22 protein-coding genes are annotated in these 26179 nt (G+C 51.9%); 16 read left to right on the top strand and 6 right to left on the bottom strand.

All coding sequences use genetic code 11. The annotated features are described in order from the left end of the window. Positions 1 to 40: 40 nt before the first annotated feature. From LY85_RS12440 to LY85_RS12480, 9 genes are all read left to right on the top strand, one after another. Positions 41 to 1246, top strand: a complete 1206-nt coding sequence (locus LY85_RS12440) for an MFS transporter (protein ID WP_141826899.1) — start codon at positions 41 to 43, stop codon at positions 1244 to 1246. A gap of 222 nt (positions 1247 to 1468) precedes the next feature. Beyond that, on the top strand, positions 1469 to 2311 hold the full coding sequence (locus LY85_RS12445; protein WP_141826900.1) for an N-acyl homoserine lactonase family protein: 843 nt from the start codon (positions 1469 to 1471) through the stop codon (positions 2309 to 2311). A gap of 28 nt (positions 2312 to 2339) precedes the next feature. After that, positions 2340 to 2861 carry a DUF1097 domain-containing protein gene (locus LY85_RS12450; protein WP_141826901.1) on the top strand — a complete coding sequence of 174 codons (522 nt, stop codon included), beginning with the start codon at positions 2340 to 2342 and terminating at the stop codon, positions 2859 to 2861. A gap of 132 nt (positions 2862 to 2993) precedes the next feature. Continuing rightward, positions 2994 to 3983: a nitronate monooxygenase gene (locus tag LY85_RS12455; protein ID WP_243122545.1), complete on the top strand. Its 990-nt coding sequence runs from the start codon at positions 2994 to 2996 to the stop codon at positions 3981 to 3983. 246 nt (positions 3984 to 4229) lie between these two features. Then, on the top strand, positions 4230 to 5372 hold the full coding sequence (locus LY85_RS12460; protein ID WP_141826903.1) for an acyl-CoA dehydrogenase: 1143 nt from the start codon (positions 4230 to 4232) through the stop codon (positions 5370 to 5372). A 72-nt stretch (positions 5373 to 5444) separates the two neighbouring features. Continuing rightward, positions 5445 to 6746 (top strand): acetyl-CoA hydrolase/transferase C-terminal domain-containing protein, encoded by a 1302-nt coding sequence (locus LY85_RS12465; protein ID WP_141826904.1) that lies wholly within the window; start codon positions 5445 to 5447, stop codon positions 6744 to 6746. A gap of 25 nt (positions 6747 to 6771) precedes the next feature. Next, a complete protein-coding gene (locus LY85_RS12470) occupies positions 6772 to 7956 on the top strand; it encodes an acetyl-CoA C-acetyltransferase (RefSeq protein WP_141826905.1) in 1185 nt (394 codons plus the stop codon). Between the two features lie 18 nt (positions 7957 to 7974). Further along, the gene (locus tag LY85_RS12475; RefSeq protein ID WP_141828083.1) at positions 7975 to 8820 is read left to right on the top strand and encodes a 3-hydroxybutyryl-CoA dehydrogenase; all 846 of its coding nucleotides are present in this window, start codon (positions 7975 to 7977) and stop codon (positions 8818 to 8820) included. Between the two features lie 449 nt (positions 8821 to 9269). Next, positions 9270 to 10334 carry a TetR/AcrR family transcriptional regulator gene (locus tag LY85_RS12480; RefSeq protein ID WP_141826906.1) on the top strand — a complete coding sequence of 355 codons (1065 nt, stop codon included), beginning with the start codon at positions 9270 to 9272 and terminating at the stop codon, positions 10332 to 10334. A gap of 299 nt (positions 10335 to 10633) precedes the next feature. Here LY85_RS12480 and LY85_RS12485 read toward each other — a convergent pair whose 3' ends face one another. After that, the gene (locus LY85_RS12485; protein WP_141826907.1) at positions 10634 to 10954 is read right to left on the bottom strand and encodes a NifU family protein; all 321 of its coding nucleotides are present in this window, start codon (positions 10952 to 10954) and stop codon (positions 10634 to 10636) included. Positions 10955 to 11489: 535 nt separating this feature from the next. Here LY85_RS12485 and LY85_RS12490 point away from each other — a divergent pair. The 7 genes from LY85_RS12490 to LY85_RS12520 all read left to right on the top strand — a co-directional run bounded on the left by LY85_RS12490 (position 11490) and on the right by LY85_RS12520 (position 19245). After that, positions 11490 to 13112 (top strand): 4-hydroxyphenylacetate 3-hydroxylase N-terminal domain-containing protein, encoded by a 1623-nt coding sequence (locus tag LY85_RS12490; RefSeq protein ID WP_141826908.1) that lies wholly within the window; start codon positions 11490 to 11492, stop codon positions 13110 to 13112. A gap of 110 nt (positions 13113 to 13222) precedes the next feature. Beyond that, on the top strand, positions 13223 to 14014 hold the full coding sequence (locus tag LY85_RS12495; RefSeq protein ID WP_141826909.1) for an SDR family oxidoreductase: 792 nt from the start codon (positions 13223 to 13225) through the stop codon (positions 14012 to 14014). A 90-nt stretch (positions 14015 to 14104) separates the two neighbouring features. Then, positions 14105 to 15391 carry a CoA transferase gene (locus LY85_RS12500; protein ID WP_141826910.1) on the top strand — a complete coding sequence of 429 codons (1287 nt, stop codon included), beginning with the start codon at positions 14105 to 14107 and terminating at the stop codon, positions 15389 to 15391. Positions 15392 to 15554: 163 nt separating this feature from the next. Next, a complete protein-coding gene (locus LY85_RS12505) occupies positions 15555 to 16373 on the top strand; it encodes an SDR family NAD(P)-dependent oxidoreductase (protein WP_141826911.1) in 819 nt (272 codons plus the stop codon). A 53-nt stretch (positions 16374 to 16426) separates the two neighbouring features. Beyond that, positions 16427 to 17374 (top strand): 3-hydroxyacyl-CoA dehydrogenase family protein, encoded by a 948-nt coding sequence (locus tag LY85_RS12510; protein WP_243122546.1) that lies wholly within the window; start codon positions 16427 to 16429, stop codon positions 17372 to 17374. 532 nt (positions 17375 to 17906) lie between these two features. Further along, positions 17907 to 18152, top strand: a complete 246-nt coding sequence (locus LY85_RS12515; protein ID WP_141826912.1) for a hypothetical protein — start codon at positions 17907 to 17909, stop codon at positions 18150 to 18152. A 7-nt stretch (positions 18153 to 18159) separates the two neighbouring features. Further along, positions 18160 to 19245 (top strand): DUF362 domain-containing protein, encoded by a 1086-nt coding sequence (locus LY85_RS12520; RefSeq protein ID WP_141826913.1) that lies wholly within the window; start codon positions 18160 to 18162, stop codon positions 19243 to 19245. A gap of 334 nt (positions 19246 to 19579) precedes the next feature. Here the strand turns inward: LY85_RS12520 and LY85_RS12525 are convergent, their stop codons facing one another. From LY85_RS12525 to LY85_RS12545, 5 genes are all read right to left on the bottom strand, one after another. Next, the gene (locus tag LY85_RS12525) at positions 19580 to 21040 is read right to left on the bottom strand and encodes an energy-coupling factor ABC transporter ATP-binding protein (RefSeq protein WP_141826914.1); all 1461 of its coding nucleotides are present in this window, start codon (positions 21038 to 21040) and stop codon (positions 19580 to 19582) included. Further along, positions 21037 to 21756: an energy-coupling factor transporter transmembrane component T gene (locus LY85_RS12530; RefSeq protein ID WP_141826915.1), complete on the bottom strand. Its 720-nt coding sequence runs from the start codon at positions 21754 to 21756 to the stop codon at positions 21037 to 21039. The genes LY85_RS12525 and LY85_RS12530 overlap by 4 nt, the downstream gene beginning before the upstream one ends. After that, complete coding sequence (locus tag LY85_RS12535; protein ID WP_141826916.1) at positions 21753 to 22364, bottom strand: MptD family putative ECF transporter S component; 612 nt, start codon at positions 22362 to 22364, stop codon at positions 21753 to 21755. Before LY85_RS12535 ends, LY85_RS12530 begins: the two co-directional genes overlap by 4 nt. Positions 22365 to 22641: 277 nt before the next feature. After that, complete coding sequence (locus LY85_RS12540; protein ID WP_141826917.1) at positions 22642 to 24345, bottom strand: ABC transporter ATP-binding protein; 1704 nt, start codon at positions 24343 to 24345, stop codon at positions 22642 to 22644. Further along, positions 24342 to 26102 carry an ABC transporter ATP-binding protein gene (locus LY85_RS12545; protein ID WP_141826918.1) on the bottom strand — a complete coding sequence of 587 codons (1761 nt, stop codon included), beginning with the start codon at positions 26100 to 26102 and terminating at the stop codon, positions 24342 to 24344. Before LY85_RS12545 ends, LY85_RS12540 begins: the two co-directional genes overlap by 4 nt. Between the last annotated feature and the right edge of the window lie 77 nt (positions 26103 to 26179).

The raw sequence follows: 26179 nt of genomic DNA on the forward strand, positions 1-26179 counted from the left end.
TGGCGAACCTGAAAATTTCTAATTTGAAAGGGGTATTATAATGAACGCGCAAGAAAAAAATGCAAACCGAATAGCGATTATAGCCGGATCATTCATGCTGATGTCTTCCATGGTGATATCGGCGATCTTAGCGAATATCAAGCAGGATTTTTCGGATGTCAGCGTGAATACCGTTCAGCTGGTTTTGACGATCCCCAGCCTTATGGGCATGTTGTTCGCTTTTTTAGCAGGCCCTATGTCGATAAAGTTTGCAAAAAAGAATTTGCTGTTCGGCGGCATGTTTTTAGGACTTTTAGGCGGTATTCTTGCCTTTTTCTTTGGACCCCAAAGTCTGGCCGCTTTGTTCATTTCCAGCGCGTTTATTGGGATTAATCAGGGAATGAACGGTTCGCTGACAAAAGCGCTGGTTTCTGATTTTTTTGTTAATCAGGAACGGGACGATATGATGGGTTATCAGGCTTCTGCATCTACCGGGGGAGCAATCATTTTGACCTTCTGTGCCGGACTGCTCTCCGGTATCAGCTGGAAATGGTCGTATGCCATCTTGCTCCTGTTTGTCCCGGCTCTGTTTCTTGTGCAAAAGAACCTGACTTTCGTTGCTCCGGTGCCCGTACGGAAAGGCACGGATGCAAAAGGTGGCGATAAGCTTAACGGAGCCGTATTTTTCGCTTCCATAACAGTGTTTTTTTCGTATTTGTTTCTTTATACGTATCAGCTGAATGTCTCGCTGTATATTCAGACGAGCGGCTTGGGCACCTCTGTCATCGTTGGGTACGCGAACACCATATTCCCGGTAGCCGGTATGCTGACCGGACTGATCTTCGGGAAATTAAGAAAAAAACTGGGCAACAGTACCATGCAGGTCGGAATTGTAATGACGGCGCTGGGGTTCTTGGGAATTAAATTTATCGGGACGCTTCCGGCGATATTTTTCGCAAGCTTTTGCGCAGGTGCCGCACAGGCTTTTATCATTCCAAGCGCGGTGCTCATCGTATCGCTGTACGCGCCCGCATCGATCCGAGCCACAGGCATTTCCATTACAATGGGACTGCTCAATTTCGGGATGTTCTGCAGCCCGTTTGTAATCAATGGCGTCTCAACAGCGATAGGGGGAAATCCGGTCGATATGATCGCCAACAAATATCTGGTCGCTGCGATCGGCATGATCATACTGGCGGTTGTCTATACCGTTTTGAGCCCTGTATTCTACAAGAAAGAAAAGCTGGCGGATAATCTGGCATCTTAATAAAAATTTTTTTCTTAAAAGCCTGAGGCTATACAATACTGCCTGCTGTTATTCCTGTTTGGACTGCCGGAGAGCTCTCCTTATTTCTCTGCCTTTATGATCTGCGATATGCTTTTGTTCATATTTTCCCGTGGTCATGCTAATGGCCGTTTAGAAAACAAAGCGCTTCCGCAAACAATAAAAGAGTAAGAATGAAAATGAAATTATTTGGAGGGGTCAATAATGGAAAAATATTCAATTCGGATTCTGGAGTACGCGAACACTGATAAAGCACCGGTATCAGGGCAGATCGCGAGTGCTCACAACGGGGGCTTTATGAATTTGACAATGTCTTATTGCCTGATTCAGGGGAATGGCCACAACATATTGGTTGATTGCGGCGTGAACTATGATGAGCCTGATTCAAAGGCGATCTGTGAGGCTTATTCCTTCCAGAGTACCCGGATGCCGAAAGATATTTTAGCAAAGGTGGACCTGACACCGGAGGATATTGACACAGTCATTATCACGCATTGCCATTTCGACCATATGGGCGGCCTGAAGCTGTTCCCCAACGCGCATTTTTATGTTCAGAAAGATGAAATCCTAAAGTCACTGGCGGCCCTATCGCTGCCTGCGAAATTCAATCGGGCCAAAAACGCTTTTCTTCCCTGCGATCTTAAAACAGCCTGCGCCTTTATTTGCGATGGAAGAATGACGCTGCTGGACGGCGATCAGCAAATTTTCGACGGCATCCGCGTTGTTGCGCTTCCTATGGGCCATTCCTACTGCGGAGAAATCGTCCTGGTTAAGGTGGAAGAGGATGGCAAAACGGTCGAAAAAGTTCTGAGCGGCGATGTGGCATATGTTTATGAAAACGTACTTGGCCTGAATCATGACGGCGTCTATGTTCCTTTTACCGCGGTTGGTTCCCCTGTCTCGGTCATTGAACACATTGACCGGGCCTATGCGCTTGCGGGACATGATATCAGAAATCTTATTTTTAACCATGAAGTGAGAAATTATGAAACCTATGAGTCCGTCCGTTATCAAGATAAGCTTCATGTCGCTACAATCGTGAAGTAAACAACATACATATTTGGGGGTATTATCGATGAATAAAGCCTTCTGGATTTACAGCCTCTGGGTTTCCCTTTTGTCAGCGGTTTTCTTCTTCCTATATGGGTATACCGGACTTACAATCGGCTGGATGAGTTTTATCATTCTGGCGGTATTTTTTGGAATGGGTTCCACACTCAAAGATGTTCCCTCCTGCCTGTGCTGTATCATTGCGGGCTTAATATGGGGGCAGCTTGATTATGCTTTCATCAGCTTTGAAGCCTCTTTCGGAGTACCTGCCGCGGCTGCAATGTTTATTGGAATCACTCTTATGACTACAATCACCATGGGACTGCACCTTACGGTTCTCAGGAAAACGCCTTTTAACAAGCTGCCTTTCATTTTCGCAGCCGTTGCTTTAACCTTTTCTCAAAACGGGGAGAATGAAGTGGCTCTTGTTTCCACACTGGTTGCCGGTCTGCTGCTTGCCGCTGCCTGCAGCCTGGGAGAGAGGTTCCTATTTGCCCGCTTCGCAAAGCCGGAGGATGCAGACGCTGAGAAAAAAGAGATCATGTAAGGAAATACCTGAACGCACGACTTTTTGGTGCGAAAGAAACCCAATAATACCCCAGCGTGATCACCGCCGGGGTATTATTGATTTAGTGCAAATGACTTTTAGCTTAAATACGGACAAAAGGCGGCAAAAGGAATGCCCGTTAAAGGTGAAAAAATGAAAACAAGACTGACTGAACTTTTAGGAATCGAATTTCCGATTATTCAGGGAGGAATGCAGAATCTTGGCGTTCCTACGCTGGCTGCGGCGGTGAGTAACGCCGGAGGCTGCGGTACGATTAACCGAACAATCTATTCCGGAAATGAAGAATTCCGAAATGCGGTTCAAGAGATGAAATCTTTGACGAATAGGCCGTTTATTGTGAACATATCGCTGCTGCCCGATATTTCCGTGGGGGATGACGTCAGGGAGACGATCAGGATCTGCGGTGAGGAAGGCGTCAGGGCCATTGAAACGGCCGGGACGAATCCAAAGGATCTGGTCCCTTATGTTCACGAGGCCGGCATCATACATATTCATAAAGTTCCCGGGGCCAGATATGCTCTGAGCGCCGAAAAAGCCGGCTGTGACGCCGTCACCGTGGCAGGCTTCGAGTGCGCCGGGCATCCCGGAAAAGAGGAAATCAGCTCGCTGGTTCTGACAAATAAATCGGCCCGGATATGCCGTGTTCCGATCATTGCCGCAGGAGGATATGCCGATGGGCGGGGCCTTGCGGCGGCACTGGCGCTGGGCGCAGAGGGCATCGTAATGGGAACCCGTTTCGTAGCCACAAAAGAATGCACAGTACACGGCAATTTCAAGAAGTGGATTGTAAAGTCCTCTGAAAACGATACGGTGCTATGCCAGAAATCAATTCACAATATGATGCGCGTGGCAAATAACGATTGTGCCCAAAAGTGCCTGGTACTTGAACAGGAGCCGGGTATAACGCTTGAAAAACTGATGACGGTTATTTCGGGATCACACAGCCTTAGCGCATATGAAACCGGCGACGTCAACAGCGGTCTGTTCCCTGTCGGAAATGCGATCGGTCTGATCAACGATGTCCCGACTGTTAAAGGCGTTATTGACGGCATCATGCGGGAATATAGGGAAACCCTTGACAGAATGATTCATCTGGGCTGACGTTTCCGGCAATGTTCGGGACGGCGACGTATAACGGATAAATACGGTGCCCGCTAAGGCGGGAGCGTGCCTCATCCTGCTGATGGCAAGGACATCCGGCGCGGAACGAAAGCCCGACCGCTTGGGGCAGCTTACTGTTATTCATTAAACGCTTTCTACTGATACTCCACAAATATCCGGAAAAGAGGGTGGTCACTGAAAATCTGAGCCTTATTAACAAAATTCACTGTCGAAAGGATGAATAAAATGAATTTTAAATTTACGGAAGAGGAGCAGGAGATATTAGGGATGCTACACGAGTTCTGCATAAAAGAAGTAAAGCCCCTGGCTGCCGAAATCGATGAAAACGAACGTTTTCCGGAGGAAACCCGCGAAAAGCTGGCAGAGATGGGGATGATGGGCATCGCATTTCCAGAGGAATACGGCGGAGCGGGAATGAGCTATCTGGCTTATATCGCGGCCTGCGAGGAAATAGCAAAGCACTGCGCGTCAACAAGCGTCATGTTGTCGGCGCATAGTTCCCTGTGCAGCTGGCCCATCAGCGAATACGGGACGGAAGCGCAGAAAAAGAAGTATCTGACGCCGCTCGCGAGCGGCGAAAAGCTCGGTGCCTTCGCCCTTACGGAACCCTGCGCGGGGACGGATGCGGCTATGCAGAAATCGTTTGCGGAGGACAAGGGCGGCCACTACCTGTTGAATGGCAGCAAGATATTTATTACAAACGGAAGCTATGCCGATACCTATGTGGTTTTTGCGATGACCCAGAGGGACATGGGGCATAAAGGCATTTCCACGTTTATCCTTGAGAAAGGCATGCCGGGATTTACATTCGGAACGAAGGAAAAGAAAATGGGAATCCGAGGCTCGGCCACCTATGAGCTCATATTCAACAACGTAGAGGTTCCGAAGGAAAACCTTCTCGGAGAAGAAGGCAAAGGCTTTAAGGTCGCGATGAGCACGCTGGACGGCGGACGCATCGGCATTGCGGCTCAGGCTCTGGGTATTGCGCAGGGCGCGATAGAAGAGTGCGTAAGCTATGTCAACCAGCGGGTACAGTTTGGCAAGAAGATCGGACAGTTTCAGAATACCCAATTCCAACTCGCAGATATGCAGACGAAGGTGGATGCGGCGAGACTTCTTGTGTACCGCGCGGCACAGGCTAAGCAGGACCACGAACCTTACAGCCATCTTGCGGCAATGGCAAAGCTTTTTGCGTCTGAGACGGCGAGCGACGTAACACGCCGTGCCCTCCAGTTCATCGGCGGCTATGGCTATACCCGGGAGTACCCCTTTGAGCGCATGATGCGCGACGCTAAGATCACCGAAATCTATGAGGGCACCTCCGAAGTTCAGCGCATGGTCATTTCGAGCTGGATGGGACTTAAGTAAAAAATGAAAAAGCGCTCTGATTTTTATAAGTCGGGGCGCGAAGGATACAGGTTACAGAGGAAAGGAAGTCCCATGAACATCGTTGAAGAATATAAAAACAGGCTGACGACGCCGGAGGGAATAGCGTCACAGGTGGAACCCGGCTGGGTCTGCTGTGCGGATATTGCCCTCGGCGCGCCGTACGCCATCTGCGACGCCATAGGAAATCAAGCCAGAGAGGGTAAAATTTCGGGCGTTACACTGCACACGATGCTAGATACGCGGCCTCTTCCGTTTTTTAGTGAGGATTACAGGGAAACGCTTAGAGGCGTTTCGTGGTTTTCCGGTGAGCGAATGCGGAAGGCCGTCAATGCAGGCTTTGCGGATGTGATGCCCAGCTATTACAGAGACATGCCCTCTCTGTTCACGGACTATGTGAATGTCGATGCCTTTTTGGCCGTCGTGTCGCCGATGGACAATCACGGGTATTTCAGCACGGGCTGCGACGGGTCCGTGAGCGAGGCGCTCATACGAAAGGCAAAGAGAATCTACATACAGGTCAATAAAAACATGCCCCGCGCTCTGGCAGCTCCGGTCATACACATTTCGCAGGTTACCGGTCTGTGTGAGGTAGACGAGGACCTGCCTGTGCTGCCCAGGTCCAGGCCGGACAAAATCAGCACCGCTATCGGCGAGATCATTGCGGCGGAAATTCCGGACGGCGCCACGCTGCAGCTTGGTATCGGCGCGATACCGGATGCGGTCGGACTGGCCCTGAAAGGTAAGCGCCACCTCGGGATACACACGGAAATGCTTACGGACAGCATGGTGGAGCTCATCGAATGCGGCGCCGTGGACAACAGCCAGAAGCCTGTACACCGGGGCAGGACGGTTGCTGCTTTTGCTTTCGGCTCAAAACGGATTTACGATTTTATCAATGACAATCCGGCCGTCGAAATCCTGCCGGTGGACTATGTGAACGACCCGGCAACGATTGCGAAGCATCCAAATTTTGTTTCCATAAACGCGGCTCTTGAGGTGGATTTTTACGGACAGGTCTGCGCAGAGTCCATAGGGATGCGTCATGTATCCGGAACCGGCGGACAGGTGGATTATGTCCGCGGGGCCATAAGCGCCAGAGGCGGCAAGAGCTTCATTGCGTTCCCGTCTACGGCGATGAAGGGTACGGTGAGCAAGATTACCCCGGCACTTACGACGGGTGCGATTGTGACCACCGGAAAAAACGACGTGGACTGTATCGTGACGGAATACGGCATAGCAAAGCTGCGCGGAAAGACGCTCAGCCAAAGGACCAGGGAACTCATCTCCATAGCTCATCCGGATTTCAGAGACAAACTGACCTTTGCGGCCAGGAAGCAGAACATTATCATCTGAAAAAATGAATGAGGAGGAATCGCAAATGAAAGACGTATATGTAGTCAATTGCTGCCGGACGGCAATCGGCAGCTTCGGGGGCATGCTGAAGGACACGTCTGCGGTCGAGCTCGGAACAATCGTGGTGAAGGAGGCTCTCCTGCGGAGCGGAATGAAGCCTATGCAGGTGGACGAGGTCATGTTCGGCTGTGTATTGACGGCTGGGCTTGGGCAGAATGTGGCGCGTCAGGTTTCCATTTATGCGGGCATCCCTGTGGAGGTGCCGGCTTATACCGTGGGCATGGTTTGCGGTTCCGGCATGAAAAGCGTGATCGAGGGCGCCCGGGCAATTAAGCTTGGGGATGCGGATATCGTTGTGGCGGGCGGTACAGAGAACATGTCGGCTGCGCCCTACGCAATGCCGGCGGCGCGCTGGGGTGCCCGGATGGGCCAGGAGAAGCTGATCGACACCATGCAGGTTGACGGGCTCATCGACGTGTATAACAACTACCTTATGGGTGTCACGGCGGAGAATGTTTGCGAGAAGTGGGGTATTACCCGCGAGGAACTGGACGAGTTTGCGCTGTCCTCACAGCAGAAGACGGCGAAGGCCCAGTCTGAGGGCAGGTTTGACAACGAAATCGTACCCGTCGGCGTAAAGGTGAAAAAGGAGACGGTGGCGTTTAAGGCCGATGAGTTTCCGCGGAACAGCACAACAAAAGAGAGCCTTGCAAAATTAAAGCCCGCTTTTAAGGCACAGGGCGGCATCGTGACAGCGGGCAACTCTTCCGGAATCAACGACGGAGCCGCGGCCATTGTCCTTGCGTCGGACGAGGCGGTGAAGAAATACAACTTAAAGCCCATGGCGAAGATCGTAGCCTGGGGCCAGGGCGGAGTGGACCCCAAAATCATGGGAACCGGCCCGATCCCAGCCTGTAAAAACGCGCTTGAGAGGGCAGGACTCACGGTGGAAGACATGGATCTTATTGAAGCCAATGAGGCCTTTGCCGCTCAGTCGATCGCCGTGGCGCGGGAATTGCGTTTCGACATGGACAAGGTGAACGTGAACGGCGGCGCCATCTCCCTCGGCCACCCAGTTGGGGCTTCCGGGGCGAGAATCATAGTCACTTTGCTGCATGAGATGAACAAACGCCGGAACGCGAAGAGAGGCCTTGCCACGCTGTGTATTGGCGGCGGCATGGGCGTAGCCACAATATATGAGAAATGCTGAAGGAGGAATGAAATGGCTATGAAGAAGATCATGGTGGTCGGTGCCGGAACGATGGGGCTGGACATTGCGCAGGTTTTTGCCAACGCGGACTTTGAGGTGACGGTTCGCGATATCTCCGACGAAATTATAAAACGGTCCGAAGACAGAATGAACAAGGGCCTTGACAAGCTTGTTTCAAAAGGCAAGCTGGATGAAGCGGGCAAGAGCGCGATAACGTCAAAGATACGCTTTACGACGGATTTGAAAGCGGCGGCGGATGCCGACCTTGTGATTGAGGCGGCAATAGAGAACCTAAAGATAAAACAGGATATTTTTGCGGAGCTTGACGGCATCTGCAATCCGGAGACGATACTTGCTTCCAACACGTCCTCCATTTCCACGACGGCAATCGCTTCCGCCACGAAGCGTCAGGACAGGTTTATCGGTATGCATTTCTTTAACCCGGCGACGATAATGAGATTGGTGGAGGTTATAAAGGGCGCGAGCACCTCTGACGAGACCACAGAGACGGTAAAGGCGCTTGCTGTGCAGATCGGTAAGGAGCCTGTGGAGGTCAGCGAAGCGCCGGGGTTTGTTATGAACAGGATCCTTATCCCAATGATCAACGAGGCTGTAGGCCTCGTTGAGACGGGTGTTGCTTCGGCCGAAGGGATAGACACCGCCATGAAGCTGGGCGCAAATCACCCGATGGGTCCCCTCGCTCTGGGCGACCTTGTGGGACTTGATGTATGTCTTGCGATCATGGACGTGCTGTACACTGAGACCGGTGACCCAAAGTACCGCGCATATCCGCTGCTTCGTAAGATGGTCCGCAGCGGCAGGCTGGGCAGAAAGACAGGCGAGGGCTTCTACTGCTACAGATAAATGAGCAACGGGAATGCTGTAAATAAAGGCACTGATGAACGGAGCAGGCGTCTGTAAGCGGACGGTTAAGGGCTGAGACGGGTTCTGAAACAGACCGGTTCCCGCGTTGGGGCGGTCTGTGCAGCGTCTTCGCCCTTTTTTGTCCGCGCCGGAGGCCATCGGACGGCCATGCTGTAACTGATTAACCGTTTTCCTAACAGGACATCCGTCTGAATGAGGGGATCGGTAGCTTTGCTATGCATTTTTTCTATGGCTTCCGCCTTCGGAAACGGGTACCGGTTCAACCGGTCCGGGGCTGTCTGAGGCTTTGATTATAGTAGAATCGACATCGGCCTATGTGCAATTGCCGAGAGCTCGGCTGTATCTAATAGTTCTTTGTACCTGATTTCTTAACATAGGTCAAATGTTCCATATAAATTCATGTTATAGGAAATGATAAAATACGTTTTTTGCTTCTGATCTATAACATTATTTTTCTTAACATTGATAAAATTTTTGCTTATTTTCAGTTGCAGACAGGAAATTTGGAGCTTTTCTATCTTTTCAAATCATTTCTGGCAGTCCGAAAAGAATCGTCGACGATTCATATCGCTTTTATATTGCAATTAATTGTTCGGACAAATGAAAAAATAAATTTTGGGCTTGCAATGACACTCATTTTCGTTTATTCTTTAAAGTATAGCCAAGAAAAACGCGCGCAAAAAGCGGTCCTATTTCCACGCATCGTCTTGCTTTCCGCCCTTTCCGCTTGGTGCGTGCTTTTGCAGTTTGCTCCTCTTGGCATGCCGACTCCTTTGGAGCCGTCTATTTTCACTTATGATGGGATTGAAAGAATGAAAAGTACAAAAGGTGAAAAAACCCGTATCCGAATTATAGGCGCAGCGAAGAAGCTCTTTGGTACAAAAACATACGACTATGTTACAACCAGAATGATTGCCCAGGAGGCACACTGCAGCCAGTCCGCAATTTCCTTTTATTTCGTAACGAAAGAGAATCTCTGTGCAGCCGTGATACAGGATATTCTGAAGTATCATGAGCTCTATTACACACCGATTGCCAATTCCGTGGAAGAATGTGCCACTCAGGGCACCCTGACTCCTGAAACATGCTTCGGATACCTTCAGCAATATTTGCACACGCAGCTGGAAATTGCATTTGATCCGCACAACCGTTATGCGATCAGCTTTTCTCTCAACGGACAATCCTTGCCCGACGGGCTTGCCGACCCTTTAAACGAGAGCATCCTCGAGAATGTTATATATCCTATGGCCCGGCTTCTCACTGAATATGCGGATATTTCAATGTCAAAGGCAATCGTATTCAGTCAGACCTTAGGCAACTGTATCATATGTTACCCGTTTGTCGGTCCAAATGTCCAGCAGGAGCTGATTAAGCTGAACGGAGGGTCTGGCGACGACAAAGCAGACGTTCAGCTGACTTCAAGGCAGGCCCAGCAGTATCTGATGGATTTTTGCCTGCAGATGATACGCTCACTGAGGCATCCAACAGAGTGACGGCGGGATATCGCGCGCCGGAAACGGGCCGGCCCTTGGGAATGACGTACGTAAATGGAAAAGATTAGAGCATAGAGGGGATTTCTTCGGGTGCCGGGCGGCCGTCCGAATCAGGGAATGCATCAAATCCATTCTTTCACTTTACCCGATTTCATGAATATAGAAAGCAGACTGATATCATTTTCCGATGATATTGGTCTGCTGTTTTTTTATTTACTGATACCGATGCCGAATACGATGAAAATACCGCTTATGTTTGCTGAGGCTGAAATAAAGGTTCGTATGCCGTGGACAGCGCATTACGGCCCGACATCGTCCGTATTTGGCTTGGGATGGGCTGTCATCAGCTTCATGGCTTCAGCAAAAATTTCATCGCTGATGCCGGAATCAATTTCCACACCCTTGATCTGAGGAATGCGGCGCATAAGCTTCTTTTCGAGAAGATTTTTTACGGTATCATCCGCCGAGGGGCATCCGGAGCACTCGCCCTGCATCTCGACCCAGAGGATGCCGTCTTCATCCAAATCCAGAACCTCGACGTTTCCGCCATGGGACGCCAGCTGTGGCCGGACAAATAAATTCAGGACGGCTTCCATATCTTTGCGGAGCTCTTTATCCATCTTGCAGACCTCCTTTTTGTGATGGCCCTGTCGCTCACCTGATGGAATACGGGTGGCGTTTTTTCTTGCTCTGGCCAAGGAACGCGAGGCTTGGTCAAAGCATCTGATTTGGGCCATAAAATAATATATCGCTCTATCGATTATATCAAATGAACTGTTAATTTATAAACTAAAATTTTTTATATATTGCCTAAAATATTATCGATATATTCTTGATATTTTAATATAAACATAAAACTTTCCGCATATTATAGCAATAGCAAAAGAAAAATTGATTCGAAAATCTCTTTAATATACAACTGGTCATATAGCATTTTATTACAAATGACCAAAAATTATTTTACCTGTTGACGAATGATTTGGTAAGCATTAATATTAAATCGGAAGCCAGCAAGTTTGTTGTGTCGGATAAGATTTTGATTACATACTTTTCCATCAGAATCGGAACAGCAAAGTGACTGACTGGCCATCCGTTCTCTCTGCTTGGAGAGGCGATTCAATTTATGAATTCGATGAAGGGAAAGGGTTGAAAATTATGGCAGTTGGAACTTATGAACAGTACAAAGAGCGTTTGCTGAGAATGAAACCGAATGTTTATCTCAATGGGAAATGTGTGGACCGTTCCAATGGAAAACAGGGAGCGGAGCGTGATTTGGCCGACTGGATCAAAGGCGGTACATACGTTATGAAGCAGTGCTATGATGTCGCAAATGATCCTCGTTATGCGGACGTATGTGTGACTACTTCCCATATCACAGGCGAGACCATCGATCGCGCCACGAATATTCACCGCAGTGTGGAGGATCTTCTCAAAAAGCAGCTGATGACCCGCCTGATCTGTCAGCATGTGGGCGGATGCATGCAGCGCTGCATGGGATCGGACGCATTGAACGCATTGTATTCCGTCACTTACGACTGTGATGAAGCGTGCGGAACCGAGTATCACAAGCGCTTACTCAAGTATCTTGAGTATTGTCAAAAGTTCGATTTGATTTGCAACTGCGCCCAAACCGATGTGAAGGGTTCCCGCAATTCGAAATATAAGCGCGCGCACATGCAGCCGGATCCGGATTCCTTTGTCCATGTTGTCGAGGCAGATGTGGACGGCATCGGTGTGGATGGGAAGCCCTGCAAGGGCATCATCGTCCGCGGCGCCAAAATATGCAATTCCATCGCACCTTACGCAGACGAGATCATTGTCAATCCCACCAAGTTTATGAGCCAGGAGGACAGTGACTATGCGGTGGCTTTCGCACTGCCCGGCGACTGGGACGGCGTTAAGCTGATGGCGCTTCCGGGGCTGCATCATAAGCGGACGCACTTGGACGCGCCTTACGCTCATATCGGCGACGTGGAGAGTCTGACGATCTTCGACGACTGCTTTGTCCCCTACGACCGCGTGTTTATGTGCGGACGCGACAACGAGAATGTAGCCCGTTATGCCGGATATCTGGCGCTGATGTTCGCGCATTATCACCGCCATTCCTACACGGGATGCAAGACCGCAGTTTCTGAGGTGATCGCGTCTCAGGCCGCTTTGGTCGCGGATGTCAACGATATTGCAAAGGAGTCCCATGTCCGTGAAAAGATCTGTGATATCATTCAGACGGCGGAGCTGGTGTTTGCGGCAGGTGAGGCGGCGGCGCACCACGCGGTTGAATTCCCGTCCGGCCAGTGGGTGCCTGATGAGGTCTTGACCAATGCCGGACGCCGTTTGGCCGGGCACAACATGTATCACGAGTATGAGACGCTGGCGGATTTGACGGGCGGCGTATGCGCTTCCCTGCCGACAGAGGAGAGCTTCTTCGATCCGGAGACCGCAGAGCTGTGCAATAAGTATATCCGCCGGAATCCGGCGTACAGCGCGGAGGATACCCATCGCGTTATGCGCATGATGGAGAATAAACTGTGCGATTCTTACGAGGCCGCTCAAGCTGTTGCTGGCGTTCACGGCGGCGGGTCGCCTCTTATGGAAACGATCACACTCATGAGCCGTTATGATCTGGAAGAGCTGAAAAAAATCGCAAAGTATCTGGCGGGACTGCCTGGCTATGAGGAATGCCCACGCTATGAGCGCAGCTTGCACACAGCCACACCGCGTGCCATGCTGGCAAAGTTCGACTCTTCGGTATCGAAGGGAAAGCCGGAAACAAAGTAATTTGTGCAGATTCAGGAAACGCATCACTTCGTTTGTTACGAAGTGATGCGTCCACTCAATATTCTGCCTGTTTGCCCAAGGTCTAAAAAAATAATGAAGGAGGAAGTCAGATGACCCAGGATGCAAGTTTGCCGTTTGCAATGCCGAATTACGATCTTACGGATAAGGTCGCAATCGTAACCGGAGGAACCAAAGGGCTCGGTTATGGAGTGGTGAGGACTTTGGCATATTACGGCGCCAAGGTCGTGATTACCAGCAGACATCAGGAGGACTGCGATAAGGTGGCGCAGGAAATCATCGCCGCAGGAGGCGACGCTGTCGGAATCAAAACGGACGTTCAGCATAAGGAGGAAGTTGATAATCTGGTTGCCACGACCATAGAGAAATACGGGAAGCTGGATATTATGGTCAATAACGCTGGCGTGGCCATTACAAAGCCGATGCTGGAAATGAGTGAGGCCGAGTACAATACGGTGATGGATTCCAACCTGAGAAGCGTATTTTTTGGCTCCGCCGCTGCTGCAAGAGAAATGATCAGGCAGGGAAACGGGGGACGGATCATCAATATGGCTTCGATCGGCGGATTGGTGGGGACCAAAAATATTTCTACATACGGTGCTTCGAAAGCGGCTGTTTTGAATCTGACCAAAGGGATGGCAATTGAATTCGGGAAATACAACATCACGGTAAACTCTGTCTGCCCCGGTTACGTGAAAACAGCGCTGAATGCCGAATTCCTGGACAATCCCAAGTATCAGGAAAAAATGTTCAGCAAGATTCCTCTGAAGAGATGGGGCACGGTCGAAGAGGTCGCGGCCATCGTATTGTTCCTGGCCTCCGACTTTTCCGGGATTATTACCGGCACCTATATTGTGGCAGATATGGGAACAACCTGCTCCTAAGGCATGAATTTTTAGAGACGGTGTAATTGACATACGCAGTATGCTGCCATTTCGGCAGTACAGCGTTACTTTGACAGGAGGAGTTTAATCGTGGACCGATGGGAAAAAATCGAGCGTAAACCAGCACCGTACCTCATTCCGAGCTTTGGGCCTCTCAGCGGGATAAGGGTGCTGCTGAACGGAACCGTTGTAGCGGCGCCCTTTGCCGCGACGATGATGAGCGACTTCGGCGCAGAGGTAATTGCGCTGGAGCGTCCAAAGGTCGGGGGCGATCCGGCCAGACATCAGAAGCCGCAGATCACCAGCGGGGATAAATCCATCAGCGGATCATGGATGCAGAATGCGAGGAACAAGCTCAGCTTCCTGCTTGAAACCAATCTGAATGTTCCCGAGTGCCGGGAGATTTTTCTGTCCCTGATTAAAAATTCGGACGTTTGGATTGAAAACATGGTATGGATTGATAAGCTTGGCATCAGTGATGAACTGCTGTTACAGGTGAATCCCAAGCTGGTCATTTGCCATATCAGCGGGTTCGGGACCGCCGGTTTCGGCGGAGAGCAGAAGCACATCAACAGGCCGGGATACGATCCGCTTGGACAGGCCGAATCGGGCTGGGGCCTGCTTCAGGGCTGGCCGGACCGCGAGCCGTATTATGCCCAGCAGTATATCGGCGATTATCTGAACGGACTGTTTGCCGTCAACGGCATCTTAATGGCTTATATGCATGTTCAGAAGACCGGAAAAGGGCAAAGCATCGACGTCTGCCTGACGGAAGGCTGGATGAGGGTGATGGACGACAACTTCCCGCTTTGGACGGAGATGAAAACGCTTAAACAAAGGCAGGGGATCAAGCAGACCACTTATCAGCCGGGTGGCATTTTCCCGACAAAGGACGGTAAATATATCAATCTGGGCTCTTATGGAAAAACCGCCTACAACAAGGTTCTCAAGGGATTCGGAATAGATACGGAAAAGTACAGCTATGAAAAAGCCGGCGGAAGCGCCGAAGCCGTGGCCAGCCCTCTGGGAAAGGAACTGGATGCCACTTTCCAGAAATTCTTTATGGAGCATACCGCCGACGAGGCGCTGGAGATCTGCATCGAGAACAAGATCGGCGCCGCTGTGGTAAGGGATGCCGGAGACGTTTATGTACAGTCGCACTGGAGAGAAAGAGGCGACTGGATCACCTATACGGATCAGACGCTTGACAAGAATATTGAGGCTTTCGGCTTCGTCCCCAAAATGTCAGAGACACCCGGTGCGGTCTGGCGCGGCGCGCCGGCGTTGGGTCAGGACACGGAGAGGGTGCTTTCCCAGCTGCTGGATTATAGTCCGGAGGAGATCCAGGCATTAAAGGGAAACGGGATTATCGATTAGTCCTTGCTGAAAGGATCGGGATGTTTGGACCATTCGGTGAATTCTGTGCCAGGCCAAATAATGACATTTCGCGAAGTCCGGTGCAAAATCCAACGATCAGACAGGCCATTTTGATTTTCCCGGCAGGACATAGGATCTGTATTCAATGAAAGGAGAACATCAAATGGGTATTTTAACGGGGAAAAATGCAATAGTAACAGGCGCGGCCAGGGGACTCGGCAGGGAATATGCACTGCGGCTTGCTTCTTTGGGAGCGGATGTCGGTATTATCGACATCAATTTGAAGAGCTTTCAGGAGTACAAGGCGGAGGAGGATTTGCTGACAGCGGATACCGTTATGGACGAAATCCGTGCACTGGGCGTAAAATCCGAAGGTGCAACAGCGGATATCAGCGACAGGGAGCAGGTCTTTGCGGCGGTTGAAGAAATAGCCGGGAAGATGGGCGATATCTCCATCCTTGTATGTAATGCCGGCGGCGGAATGGGCCCTATGGACGGAAACAAGGCATCCCAGCTAAACTGGGAGCAGTTTCATGCCGTGGTCGCAAGGAACTTCTTTGGAACCGTTTATTCCTGCAATGCCGTTGCCCCGATGATGAAAAAGAACAAGTACGGTAAAATTGTTACCGTAGCCTCCGTGGGCGGACTTACAGCCAACAGTGATGGGAGCTATGCGCACTATGCTTCATCAAAGGCCGCTATTATCCAGTATACCAAACTGCTTGCTCAGGAGCTTGGTCCTTACAATATCACCTGCAACGTGGTCGCGCCCGGATTCATTTCGACCGCGCGGCTGGTTGCGGGCTATAAGAGCGTTGGGGAAGATAAGTTCACCCGCAATATTGCAATGGGACGTTTTGGCACGACAACGGATTGCGCGAATGCGGTGGAATTTCTGGCAACCGATCAGTCGTCCTATGTAAGCGGGGCCGTTCTCGAAGTAACGGGCGGTACCGTCGGACGCATTATGATGAATCAGTAGTATTAACAGCGGGAATTTGTTCCCGTCAATATTTTTTAAAGGGTGGGATTGCATTGAACAAGTGGAATATTCTGATGGTTGGCGCAGGAACCATGGGACGCGGAATTGCCGAGGTGTTTGCCGCGAAGGAAATCGACATCACTCTTTATGACGCTTTCCCGGAGCAGCTGCAAAAGGCAAAGCAGACCATTCAGGCAGACATGGCGTATTATGCTGAAGAGGGCATCGTTTCGCCTGAAGAAATTCGGAATACCGAGAAGTTCGTTTTTTATGAGGAAGATCTCGAAAAAATAGCCCCGAAAGTGAACCTGGTCATTGAAGGTGTATTTGAAAATGTCGATATTAAGAGAGAGATTTTCGATAAGCTGGATAAACTTTGTGCGCCGGACTGCATTTTTTGCAGCAATACCTCAGCGTCTAACATTTTTGAAATCGCACAGATCAGCCACCCGGAGCGTCTGATGATTACACATTTCTTCAATCCACCGTATGTTATGCCGTTGGTGGAAGTCGTTATGGGGCCGAAAACATCTTCTGAAAATGTAAAAACGGTTTGCGACGTGCTGACCTCCGTGGGAAAGGAGCCCGCCGTCATAAAAAAATACATTCCGGGCTTCATCGTAAACCGGCTTGACAATGTGCTTTCCAGAGAAATCGCTTACATGATCACGCAGGGATGGACAACCGCTGCGGACGTGGAGCGCGCGATTCGTTACACCAGTGGAACCAGATATTCCTTTGAGGGGCCGCTGTCCCTCCACGATGTGGTGGGATGGGATTTGACCACCAGTGTTTCGCGGGACGTTTTTAAAACCCTGTGCAATGATACCGATGGCGACCGTCTTGGAGAAGAGCTGATCAAAGAAGGCCGCTTGGGCATTAAGACAAAAAAAGGCTGTTATGATTATGATGATATCGACATTCAGGAATTCATGAACAAGAGAGCTCATAGAATCATCAAGATGCTGAAGGTAATCCGTACGCTGGATGATCCGGAGTAATCTAATCAAGAAGAAACAACCTGTATTAGCGGAGCATGGCTGTCTGCCATGCTCCGCGTCTTCATTAGAGGACCCTTTTGTTCAATTTAAATTTTCCAACCAATTCCTTCATTGTCAGGGCCTGTCCGGAAAGCTCCACACTGCATTGGTGGCGTGTGCCGCATTTTGCCGAACCTGAGCGGATATTTCTGGGATTGATGCGGCAAGCTCTTCCACCGAGCTAGCCCGTTCGGTTGCACCCTGCGCCAACGCCTGGGAACTATCGGAAATTTGACTGGCGCCGCTTGAAACCTGCCCGGAGGCCTGATTGATCTGGCCTAGGGTGCCATTAAATAATGCCAAAATGCCAGGGCAAGAAGAAACCAACGGCGCATATTCACGAAAAACGAACCATTTGGCTTCCGTTTGGTCTGAAGACAAAGTATCTGAAAAAGGTACTTTGTCTTTTCTTATGCGTAAAGGGATGGTAAAATAGGAATAAAATCGGGTGTTCCGGAGCAGATAGCTCTGAAAAACAAAGGGGCGACAAGGTTTGGCGATTCGTGAGTCGTTGGTCGTCTTCGCCGTTGTGATCGGAGTCGCCACGCTGATCAGCCTCGTCTGCTATGTGCTGTACTACAATCTTGGAGACCGAGCGGGATATTTCGACGGCATGATTCCGCTTTTCATGGCGGCGCTGGTCACGGCAGGCATCTCCATCGCCATGAGGTCTAAAAAGAGGCAAGAGCCTGTGAATCATATTTCTATGTGTCCCCAAAACAGTTTAGAAAGGAAATGATCATTTCATGGGTAAAATCTATGAGATCTTTGGCAGCGATGCATTTTCCATGACGAAGGCCCTTATGGAGGCTGCCGAAGTCGTTAAGAAAATTCCTTCGGGCGCTGAGGTAGCTCTCAAACCCAATCTGGTGGTGGCAAAGCCCGCTGAATCAGGGGCCACCACCCATGCGGGCGTCCTGTCCGGGGCAATCGAATATCTGAAGGATCACGGCATCCGGAAGATCAGCATTATTGAAGGTTCCTGGGTCGGGGACAGGACCGACCGGGCTTGCCGGGCTGCCGGGTATGAAGAGATCAGCCGTAAATACGGCGTTCCCTTTTACGACCTCAAGCGTGATCAGGCGCGGACCGTGGATACCCCGTTTCGGCCGATGGAAATCTGTAACCGCGCCCTGGACGCGGGGTATCTGATCAATCTGCCCGTTCTGAAGGGCCACTGTCAGACGGTCATGACCTGTGCCCTGAAAAACTGTAAGGGCTGTCTTCCCGATCGGGAGAAGCGGCGTTTCCATGCAGAGGGGCTTATGAAACCGATTGCCGCTCTTGCGAGCGTTTTGCGGCCGTCCCTGACGATTGTGGACAGCATCTGCGGCGATCTGGACTTTGAAGAAGGGGGAAATCCCGTTTTCACCGGACGCATGTATCTGGGGGAGGACCCGGTTCAGATGGACGCCTACGGCTGCCGACTGATGGGGCTTTCTCTTTCCGACGTCCCTTATATTAAGCTTGCCGAACAGTGGGGAGCCGGTACAGCAGAGCTCCGCGAGGAAGATATGATCCGTTTGAACGACCCTACGCAGGGCGGCGGATACCCGAAGCCGAGCGGAAAAGTGGCGCAGCTCACGGCTGGCGTTCGGCAGGATTCGGCCTGTTCAGCATGCTACGCGGCCTTGGTGCGCGCGCTGTATGCTTGCGGCGGAGATCACGGCATTCCCATCGCCATCGGTCAGGGCTGGAGAGGAAAGAAATTTGAGGGATTAGGCATCGGCCGCTGCTGCGACGGTGCGTCAAAGCTGGTGAAAGGGTGCCCGCCGACGGCGGATGCCATTTCCGCCGCGCTTACGGACCGGGATGGTATCCACAACAGGTGAAAAGGCAAAGGGCATCCGCAGCCTCGGGCACAATTCTGTATTTGGAAAATCGTACTCCGTTTGTCCTTCCCGCAGGTCCTTTTTGTTACGCGGTGCTGCCCTAAATATCATGAGTCAAAGATCGGATTTTTGTAAATCGACTATAAGGAAAGTGTCCGACAGGAGACGATAAAATAGGAAGGATCGGCAACAGCGCCGATCCTTCCTAATCTGTTTCTATACCCAATGCCCCAAACTGTTTCAATGCGGTCCCGTCCGCTCAACTCCACCAAAGCCTTGCGGATCTCACCGATATGATGGAGAATCGCTGGTGTCCCAAGAACCGACGCCATAATTACGGTTGAAGATGAAACAGTTCTCGTATTTTCCTCTCGTTCTCCACTGTAACGGACAGATCGTCCGGCATTTCGCCTTCATCAAAATGGACAACCCGGGTACAGACCCGGCAAACCAGCTCATAATCGTGGGTCACCACAAACAGGATGCCGCCCTGCTCCGCCAACCGCTCCATCAGGGCTGCCACTTGGGTCATGCTGTCGTGATCGAGGCCGCTGGTCGGCTCGTCGAACACCAGAATGTCCTTGCCGCACACCATACTCACCGCCACAGCCAGCCGCTGCTTCTGTCCGCCGGACAGGGTGTTGGGGTGCTTTTCCCGGAAAGAAGAGAGCCCCAGATCCTCCAGTGTCCTGTCCGCCAGCGCCGCATTCGGGTTCTTGATCCCGAACACACACTCCTTTTCCACACTTTCCGCAAACAATTGGTATCCCACATCCTGCATAACGAGATAAGACCGTTTTCGGCGAGTCTTGGCGTTGAGGGGCTTCCCGCCCCAAAGAAAATCTCCCTCGCAGCCCTTGTGCAGGCCGCAGAGAGCCCGGGAGAAGGTGGTCTTGCCGGTGCCGTTGTGCCCTACCACGGCGATGATTTCACCGCGGGCGGCCTGCAGACAGATGTTTTCCAGTACCGCCTTTTTCTGGTAGCATAGCCTTACATTTTTCAGCGCCAGAATCGGTACCTGTGCGCTTTTTGCACGTTTTTGCGGACGAAGCTGCTGCAGATTCACGGCGCGCAGGCCCATGGAAGCCCGTTGCCCCTGTGAAAGCGCGGCCAGTTCTTTTGGCGTATAGATTTCTTTGATTCGTCCCCGCTCCAGATAGACGATTTTGTCCACCAGCTCCATGAGGTAGTAAAGCCGATGTTCCGCAATCAGGATGGTTTTTCCCTGGGCCTTGATGAGCTTTAAGTACTCCTTGAGCGCGCGAATGGAGTCCATATCCAGATTGGAGGAGGGTTCATCCAGCAAATAGATGTCCGGGTTCATGGCATAGACGGAGGCAAAAGCGATTTTCTGCTTCTCCCCGCCGGAAAGGGCAAAGATGCTTCTGCCTCGCAGCGCCTCAAGGTTCAGTTCTCGGGCGGTCTGTTCCACCCGCCGCGCCAATTCCGTCGGCGGCAGTGCCTGGTTTTCCATGCCGAAGGCGATCTCACTGTCGGTATCTACGTTGAAAAACTGCGTTCGCGGATTCTGGAATACCGATCCAACACGTTCCGCCAGACGGTACATTGGGATTTCCGAGCAGTCCTGCCCTTCCAAATACGCCGCGCCGTCTCCCTCGCCGGGAAAGAAGCTCGGAATCAGGCCGTTGACCAGCCTCAGCATGGTGGTTTTCCCGCAGCCGCTGCGACCGCAGAAAAGCACGCACTCGCCCGCGGAAATCCTGAGGTTTACCTGCTGCAACCCATCGGATTTCTGGCCGGGGTAGGTGAAGGAAACGTCCTTCCATTCGATCATAAAAACGCCTCCTTCCAAAACAGTCCTGCCGCAAGATACGCGGCGAAGCATACAACGGCGAGGACATCCGCCGCCCGAAAACGGATTTGCACCAGGCAGGTGCGGGGGTGGGGATTTTCAATGCCCCGGGTGACCGAGGCGATGGAGAGCTCGTCCGCTGCCTTGGAAGCCGCCATCATCAGGGGAACATATACGCACTCTACCGTCCTGGCCGGGTGGGTCAGAAGTCCCGCAAGGTTGGGGGACACATCCCGCAGCTGCATGGCATCCTTGATAAAATGCCAGTCCTCCCGGATGGCGGGCATATAGCGCAGCATTACGGCGAAGGGGATCACCAACTTTTTCGGCGCGTGGATACGGCTCATGGCAGAGAGGAACTCGCTGACTTTTGTTGTGGAGATCATAATCCCTGCCAAAAAACCACAGGGATAGACCTTATGGAAGAGGCCCAGAAAAGCCATCAGCGTGGTTTGAAGTGACGAACTGTCTGTTTGCATGACGGCAAGGGTCAGCAGATAAAAAAGCAGGTAAGCCGGAAGGCCGAGGGCGGCCTTCCTCCACTCACCGCACACCAGCGCCATCAAGGCCACCAGCACCACCAGACCCAGCTCATACATAAGACTGGGCGCCATAGTGGCGCCCAGTGCAGTCAAAAGCAGCAAAAGGAGTTTTGTCCTCGGATCAAACCACAGTCCCGCTTTTATTCTACCGCTCATGCGGTAATGCCAGCCTTTTCAAACTGCTTCTTCAGCAGTTTGCTGCCCACGAAGCCGCTGAAAGCGCCGACCACAACGGTACCCAGCAGGATCACCGGCAGCATCCATCCCTGCGCCGCGCTGTTCATGGCGTCCAGATAGCTTTGGGCCGTGCCCCCGTTGAGCATCAGGCTGTTCCAGGCAGTGGGATCGGCAAAAAACGCTATGTAGGAGCCGGTAGCTCCCAGACACAGGCAGATATACGCCACGATGTTGAGCTTCACGCTGCGGTACTTTTTAATTCCGGCAATCAGATCGCCCAGAAGACCGCCCAGAACATATCCCAGATTCATGGCCCAGTGCATACCGGTGGCAAAAAAAATCAGACCGGCCAAAATGCCGACGATGGAAATGGGGCCTCGCTTGGGCACCTTGGCCGCCAGCAGCAGAAAGACAGGACCACCCAGCAGCGCGCCGCCCAAAGGCATATAAAATGTCAGCAGTGGATTCGGCGCAAAGGGCAGACCGCCGATCAGCATCGTCACCCAAATGAGCGCTGCAAAAATACCGGTAGTCACCAGGTCTTTGACCGTCAGTCCCTTTTGATTGGAAACTTTTTGATTTACCATGTAGAAACCTCCTCTTGCCATTGCCCCGTCCTGTAACTACAGCATTTCCAGTCGATTTTGCAACAAGGTTGCGTTCTTTCCCCCGCCGAAGGCGGGGGAAAGAACGTGTTTTGTCTCGCAAACTGAAATGGAATTGCTGTAGGAAAGAGGCAATAGATATTTGGTTAGACAATGCTAACCAGAAACCCATCATACAAAATATGATGCGGTTTCGCAATTGGGGCGGAAGGGGTTCGTCCAAATGTGATAAAAAAGCGTCCGTTTGGAACACGCCGTTCTATCTCAATGTCTGAGACGCCGCCCACATGGCCGCATACTTCCCGCCGGCGGCAATCAGTTCATCATGGGTGCCGGTCTCCGTCACGCGGCCGCCGTCCACTACCAGGATCTTGTCCGCGTGCTTCACAATAGGCAGGGTGTGGGCGATCATCACCACGGTTTTATCGGCACCCAGCAGATTTGTTACAGCCTGCTTCACCAGCAGTTCGTTTTCAATGTCCAGAGAGGCGGTGGCCTCATCCAGCAAAATGATGGGGCTGTCCTTGAGAATGGCCCGCGCCACGCTGAGCCGCTGGCGCTCGCCGCCCGAGAGCCGGTTGCCGTTTTCACCGATCCCGGTGTCGTAGCCCTGTTCCATCGCTTGAATAAAACCGTCACAGTTGGCGAGACGGCAGACTGCCTCAATGTCCGCATCAGTGGCGCCCGGCCGGGCATAGCGAATGTTATTGCGGACCGTATCGTTGAAGAGAAATACATCCTGATCCACCAGGCTGATATACGACAGTACCTGCTCGGACGGAGCGTTTGCAATGCTGCAGCCGCCGATGGTGACGCTCCCGCGCTGGGGCGCGTAATACTTGGAGATCAGGTTGAGTATGGTGGATTTGCCCGCTCCGGAGTCGCCCACGATGGCGGTAAGGCTGCGCGCGGGAATGGTAAAGCTGGCCCCGCGCAGTACCGGCTCTCCCTCCACATAGGAGAAGTCCACGTCCTTAAACCGAATCTCGGTGTTCTTGGGGGAGAAGGAAGCATCTTCGGCCGGTTCCTCCTCTTCCGCAAGGATGCCGCTGATCTTCCTTTTGGAGATAAGCAAATTGCGGTAGGCTGTCAGGTCAATAAACAGAGTCAGGTTCAGCTTCGCCACAAAGATGGGCAGCATAATCAGTAAAATCACGGCGGCCGGCTCCAGCGTCCCGGAAAGCCAACCCTGCACCGACAGTATGATGGCCGCCGCCAACGCCACATAGCTGCAGAAGACAAAACCGAATCCGATTGGTAGAATTGCCTTTTCATATTCGTAACTGACATTGGAATATTCCCGCATAGCCGCGGTTACCGACTCGTTTTTGGCACCCACCAGCGCATAGGAGCGCAGTGTCTGGCTGCCGGTGAGATACTCGGTAATAGCGCTGACATTTTCCTCCCGAGCCTGGTTTTTTCGGGTGCCGTAGATATGTACCTGCCGGATGGACATCGCCATGGCCGGGATAATCAGCAGTGTCGATGTCAGGACGATGAGTCCGATAGGCAGGTACAGGGTGCAGGCATAGAGGCCCACCATAAACAGCAGGATGCAGTATTTAGTGATGTCCGCAGCCTTGTGTGTCAATATCTGCTCGTAATCCCCGACCTCACTGGTAGCAGCGTTGATGTAAAAGCCGGTACGGTTTTTGGTGAACAGGCCCAGTGGGATGCGCTTAAGCTTATCTCCAATGGCAATGCGGATATTCCGGCTTGCATCCGCGCCGCCGGTCTGGCTGCCGGTATAAGCCGTCATATAGAGGATGAGACGAAGCGCAAAGAGCAGCACCAGCATGCCGGTGGCCCGCAATATATCGTCAAAGCCGATGCTTTGGTCGAAGATCAGGTGCAGCACCTGAAACAGCACCAGAAAATTGCAGCCGCCGAGCAAACCCTCGATCACAACGCCCGCAATAGAGGCCTTCAGTTTTCCTCCCATTTTAAAAACATTACGGTTCATTCTTCTTTTCCTCCCTTCAAGCTGTAGCGGATGCTCCGGGCGGCGTTGTAGTCCCGCCAGGCCCCCGCGAAATAGGGATTGTTCTCCTGCATATCGTCAAAGCTTCCGATCCGGCTGATGCCGCGTTTTTCCACCACCGCGATGCGGTCGCAGCCCTGGACAATGCCCAGCCGGTGAGCCACGATAATGACGGTTTTCCCCTGGCAAAGATTTTCAATAGCCCGGTCAATCTCCACCTGGTTTTCCGGGTCGGCGGCACTGGTTGCCTCATCCAGAATGAGGATAGGAGCATTTTTGAGAATGGCCCGGGCGATGCAGATACGCTGCTTCTGTCCCCCGGAGAAGCGGGTGCCGTAGCTGCCCACTTTGGTTTCATATCCGTCTGGCAGAGACATGATGAACCCGTCGATCTGAGCCTCTCGTGCCGCGGTACGAACCTCCTCCAGCGTGACGGCACGGTTGCCCATGGCGATGTTTTCAAACACGCTGCCCCGGGTAAGGAAGCTGCTCTGGAACACCACCGAGATGTTCTGCAAAAGCTGCTCGTAGTCGATATCCTTTACATCCATGCCTCCGATGGCGATGCTGCCCTCCGATACATCGTAGAACCGGGAAATGAGCTGCACCAGCGTGCTTTTGCCTGCGCCGGACACCCCCACGAAGGCGACCCGTTCACCGTGGGCAATGTGCAGATCCACATGCTCCAGTACCGGTTCGCCCTCTGTATAGGAAAAGGATACGTTCCGAAGCTCGATATCGTGCCGTTTTGGAAAGGACTGGCCGCCGCCGAACACTGGGGTTTCCAGGATTTCCTTTACCTGATTGACTCCATTGAGCACGTAGGACAAATTGGACCCCAGCTCCTGTAACGGACGGATATCGGTGAGATACTGCGTTCCCACAAAGGCGAAGAGCAGCAGCACGCCGGCGCTGATGGAGCCGTGGACGAAGAAATACCCGCCTAGAGGAACAAGAAATAAAATACCGCATTCCAGCAACACCACATAGGCGGCGTAAAGGGGCCCGGTGGCTTTGGAAATGGCGCCCCACATCCTGTGCTGCGCCTCGATGGCGGAGGAATACTTTTTGAAGGATTGCGCGCCCATGTGATAGGCCTTGATGAGGCGCATGCCGTTCACATACTCATGGATGGAGCTGGACAGATTGCCGCTGCTCGCGTTGACCTCGGGCATGAACTTGCCGAAGCGCTGAAACATAAGGGCCATCACTGCGGCTACAAGGAAGATCGGCACAATACTGAGCAGGGCCAGTGCCGCGTTTACCGTGAGCAGATAGAGAAACATAACGATGGGCCCGGAGAGATAGAGCACCAGCTCCGGCAGGTTATGGGCCAAAAACAACTCCAGCTTTTCGATGCTCTCGTTCATCACGTACTTGATCTCCCCGGTGCTGCGTTCATTCAAGGCGCCCAGCGGCATCTTTGCCATATGTTCGGTCACCATGCAGCGCACCCGGAACAGGGTGCTGTAGGCGCCCCTGTGGGAGGCGAGGGTGGCCGCCAGGTTGCAGCACACTCTTACAGCCGTGGCGATGAGTACGATGACCGCCCATTTTAAGGCGAAGGCAAGGTCGCAGGTTCCCAGCACCACGGCGTCGATGATTTTATAAAATGCAAAATAGGGGACGATGGTACTGAGACTGGACAGCAGAGCCAGAACAATTGAGGCATAGAGATACCGCCGATCTTTTCCTGCCCATTCCAGCAGCAGCGCAAGGCCCTTTTTATCGGATTTCATGGGAAATCCCTCCTTTCATTTGGCCTGACTGTATTGTATATCGGTCGGTTTTCTGGTACAATGTCTTTTAACAGAGT

It is taken from the genome of Clostridium sp. KNHs216 (assembly GCF_006714885.1).
GTDB lineage: Bacteria > Bacillota > Clostridia > Oscillospirales > Acutalibacteraceae > Caproiciproducens.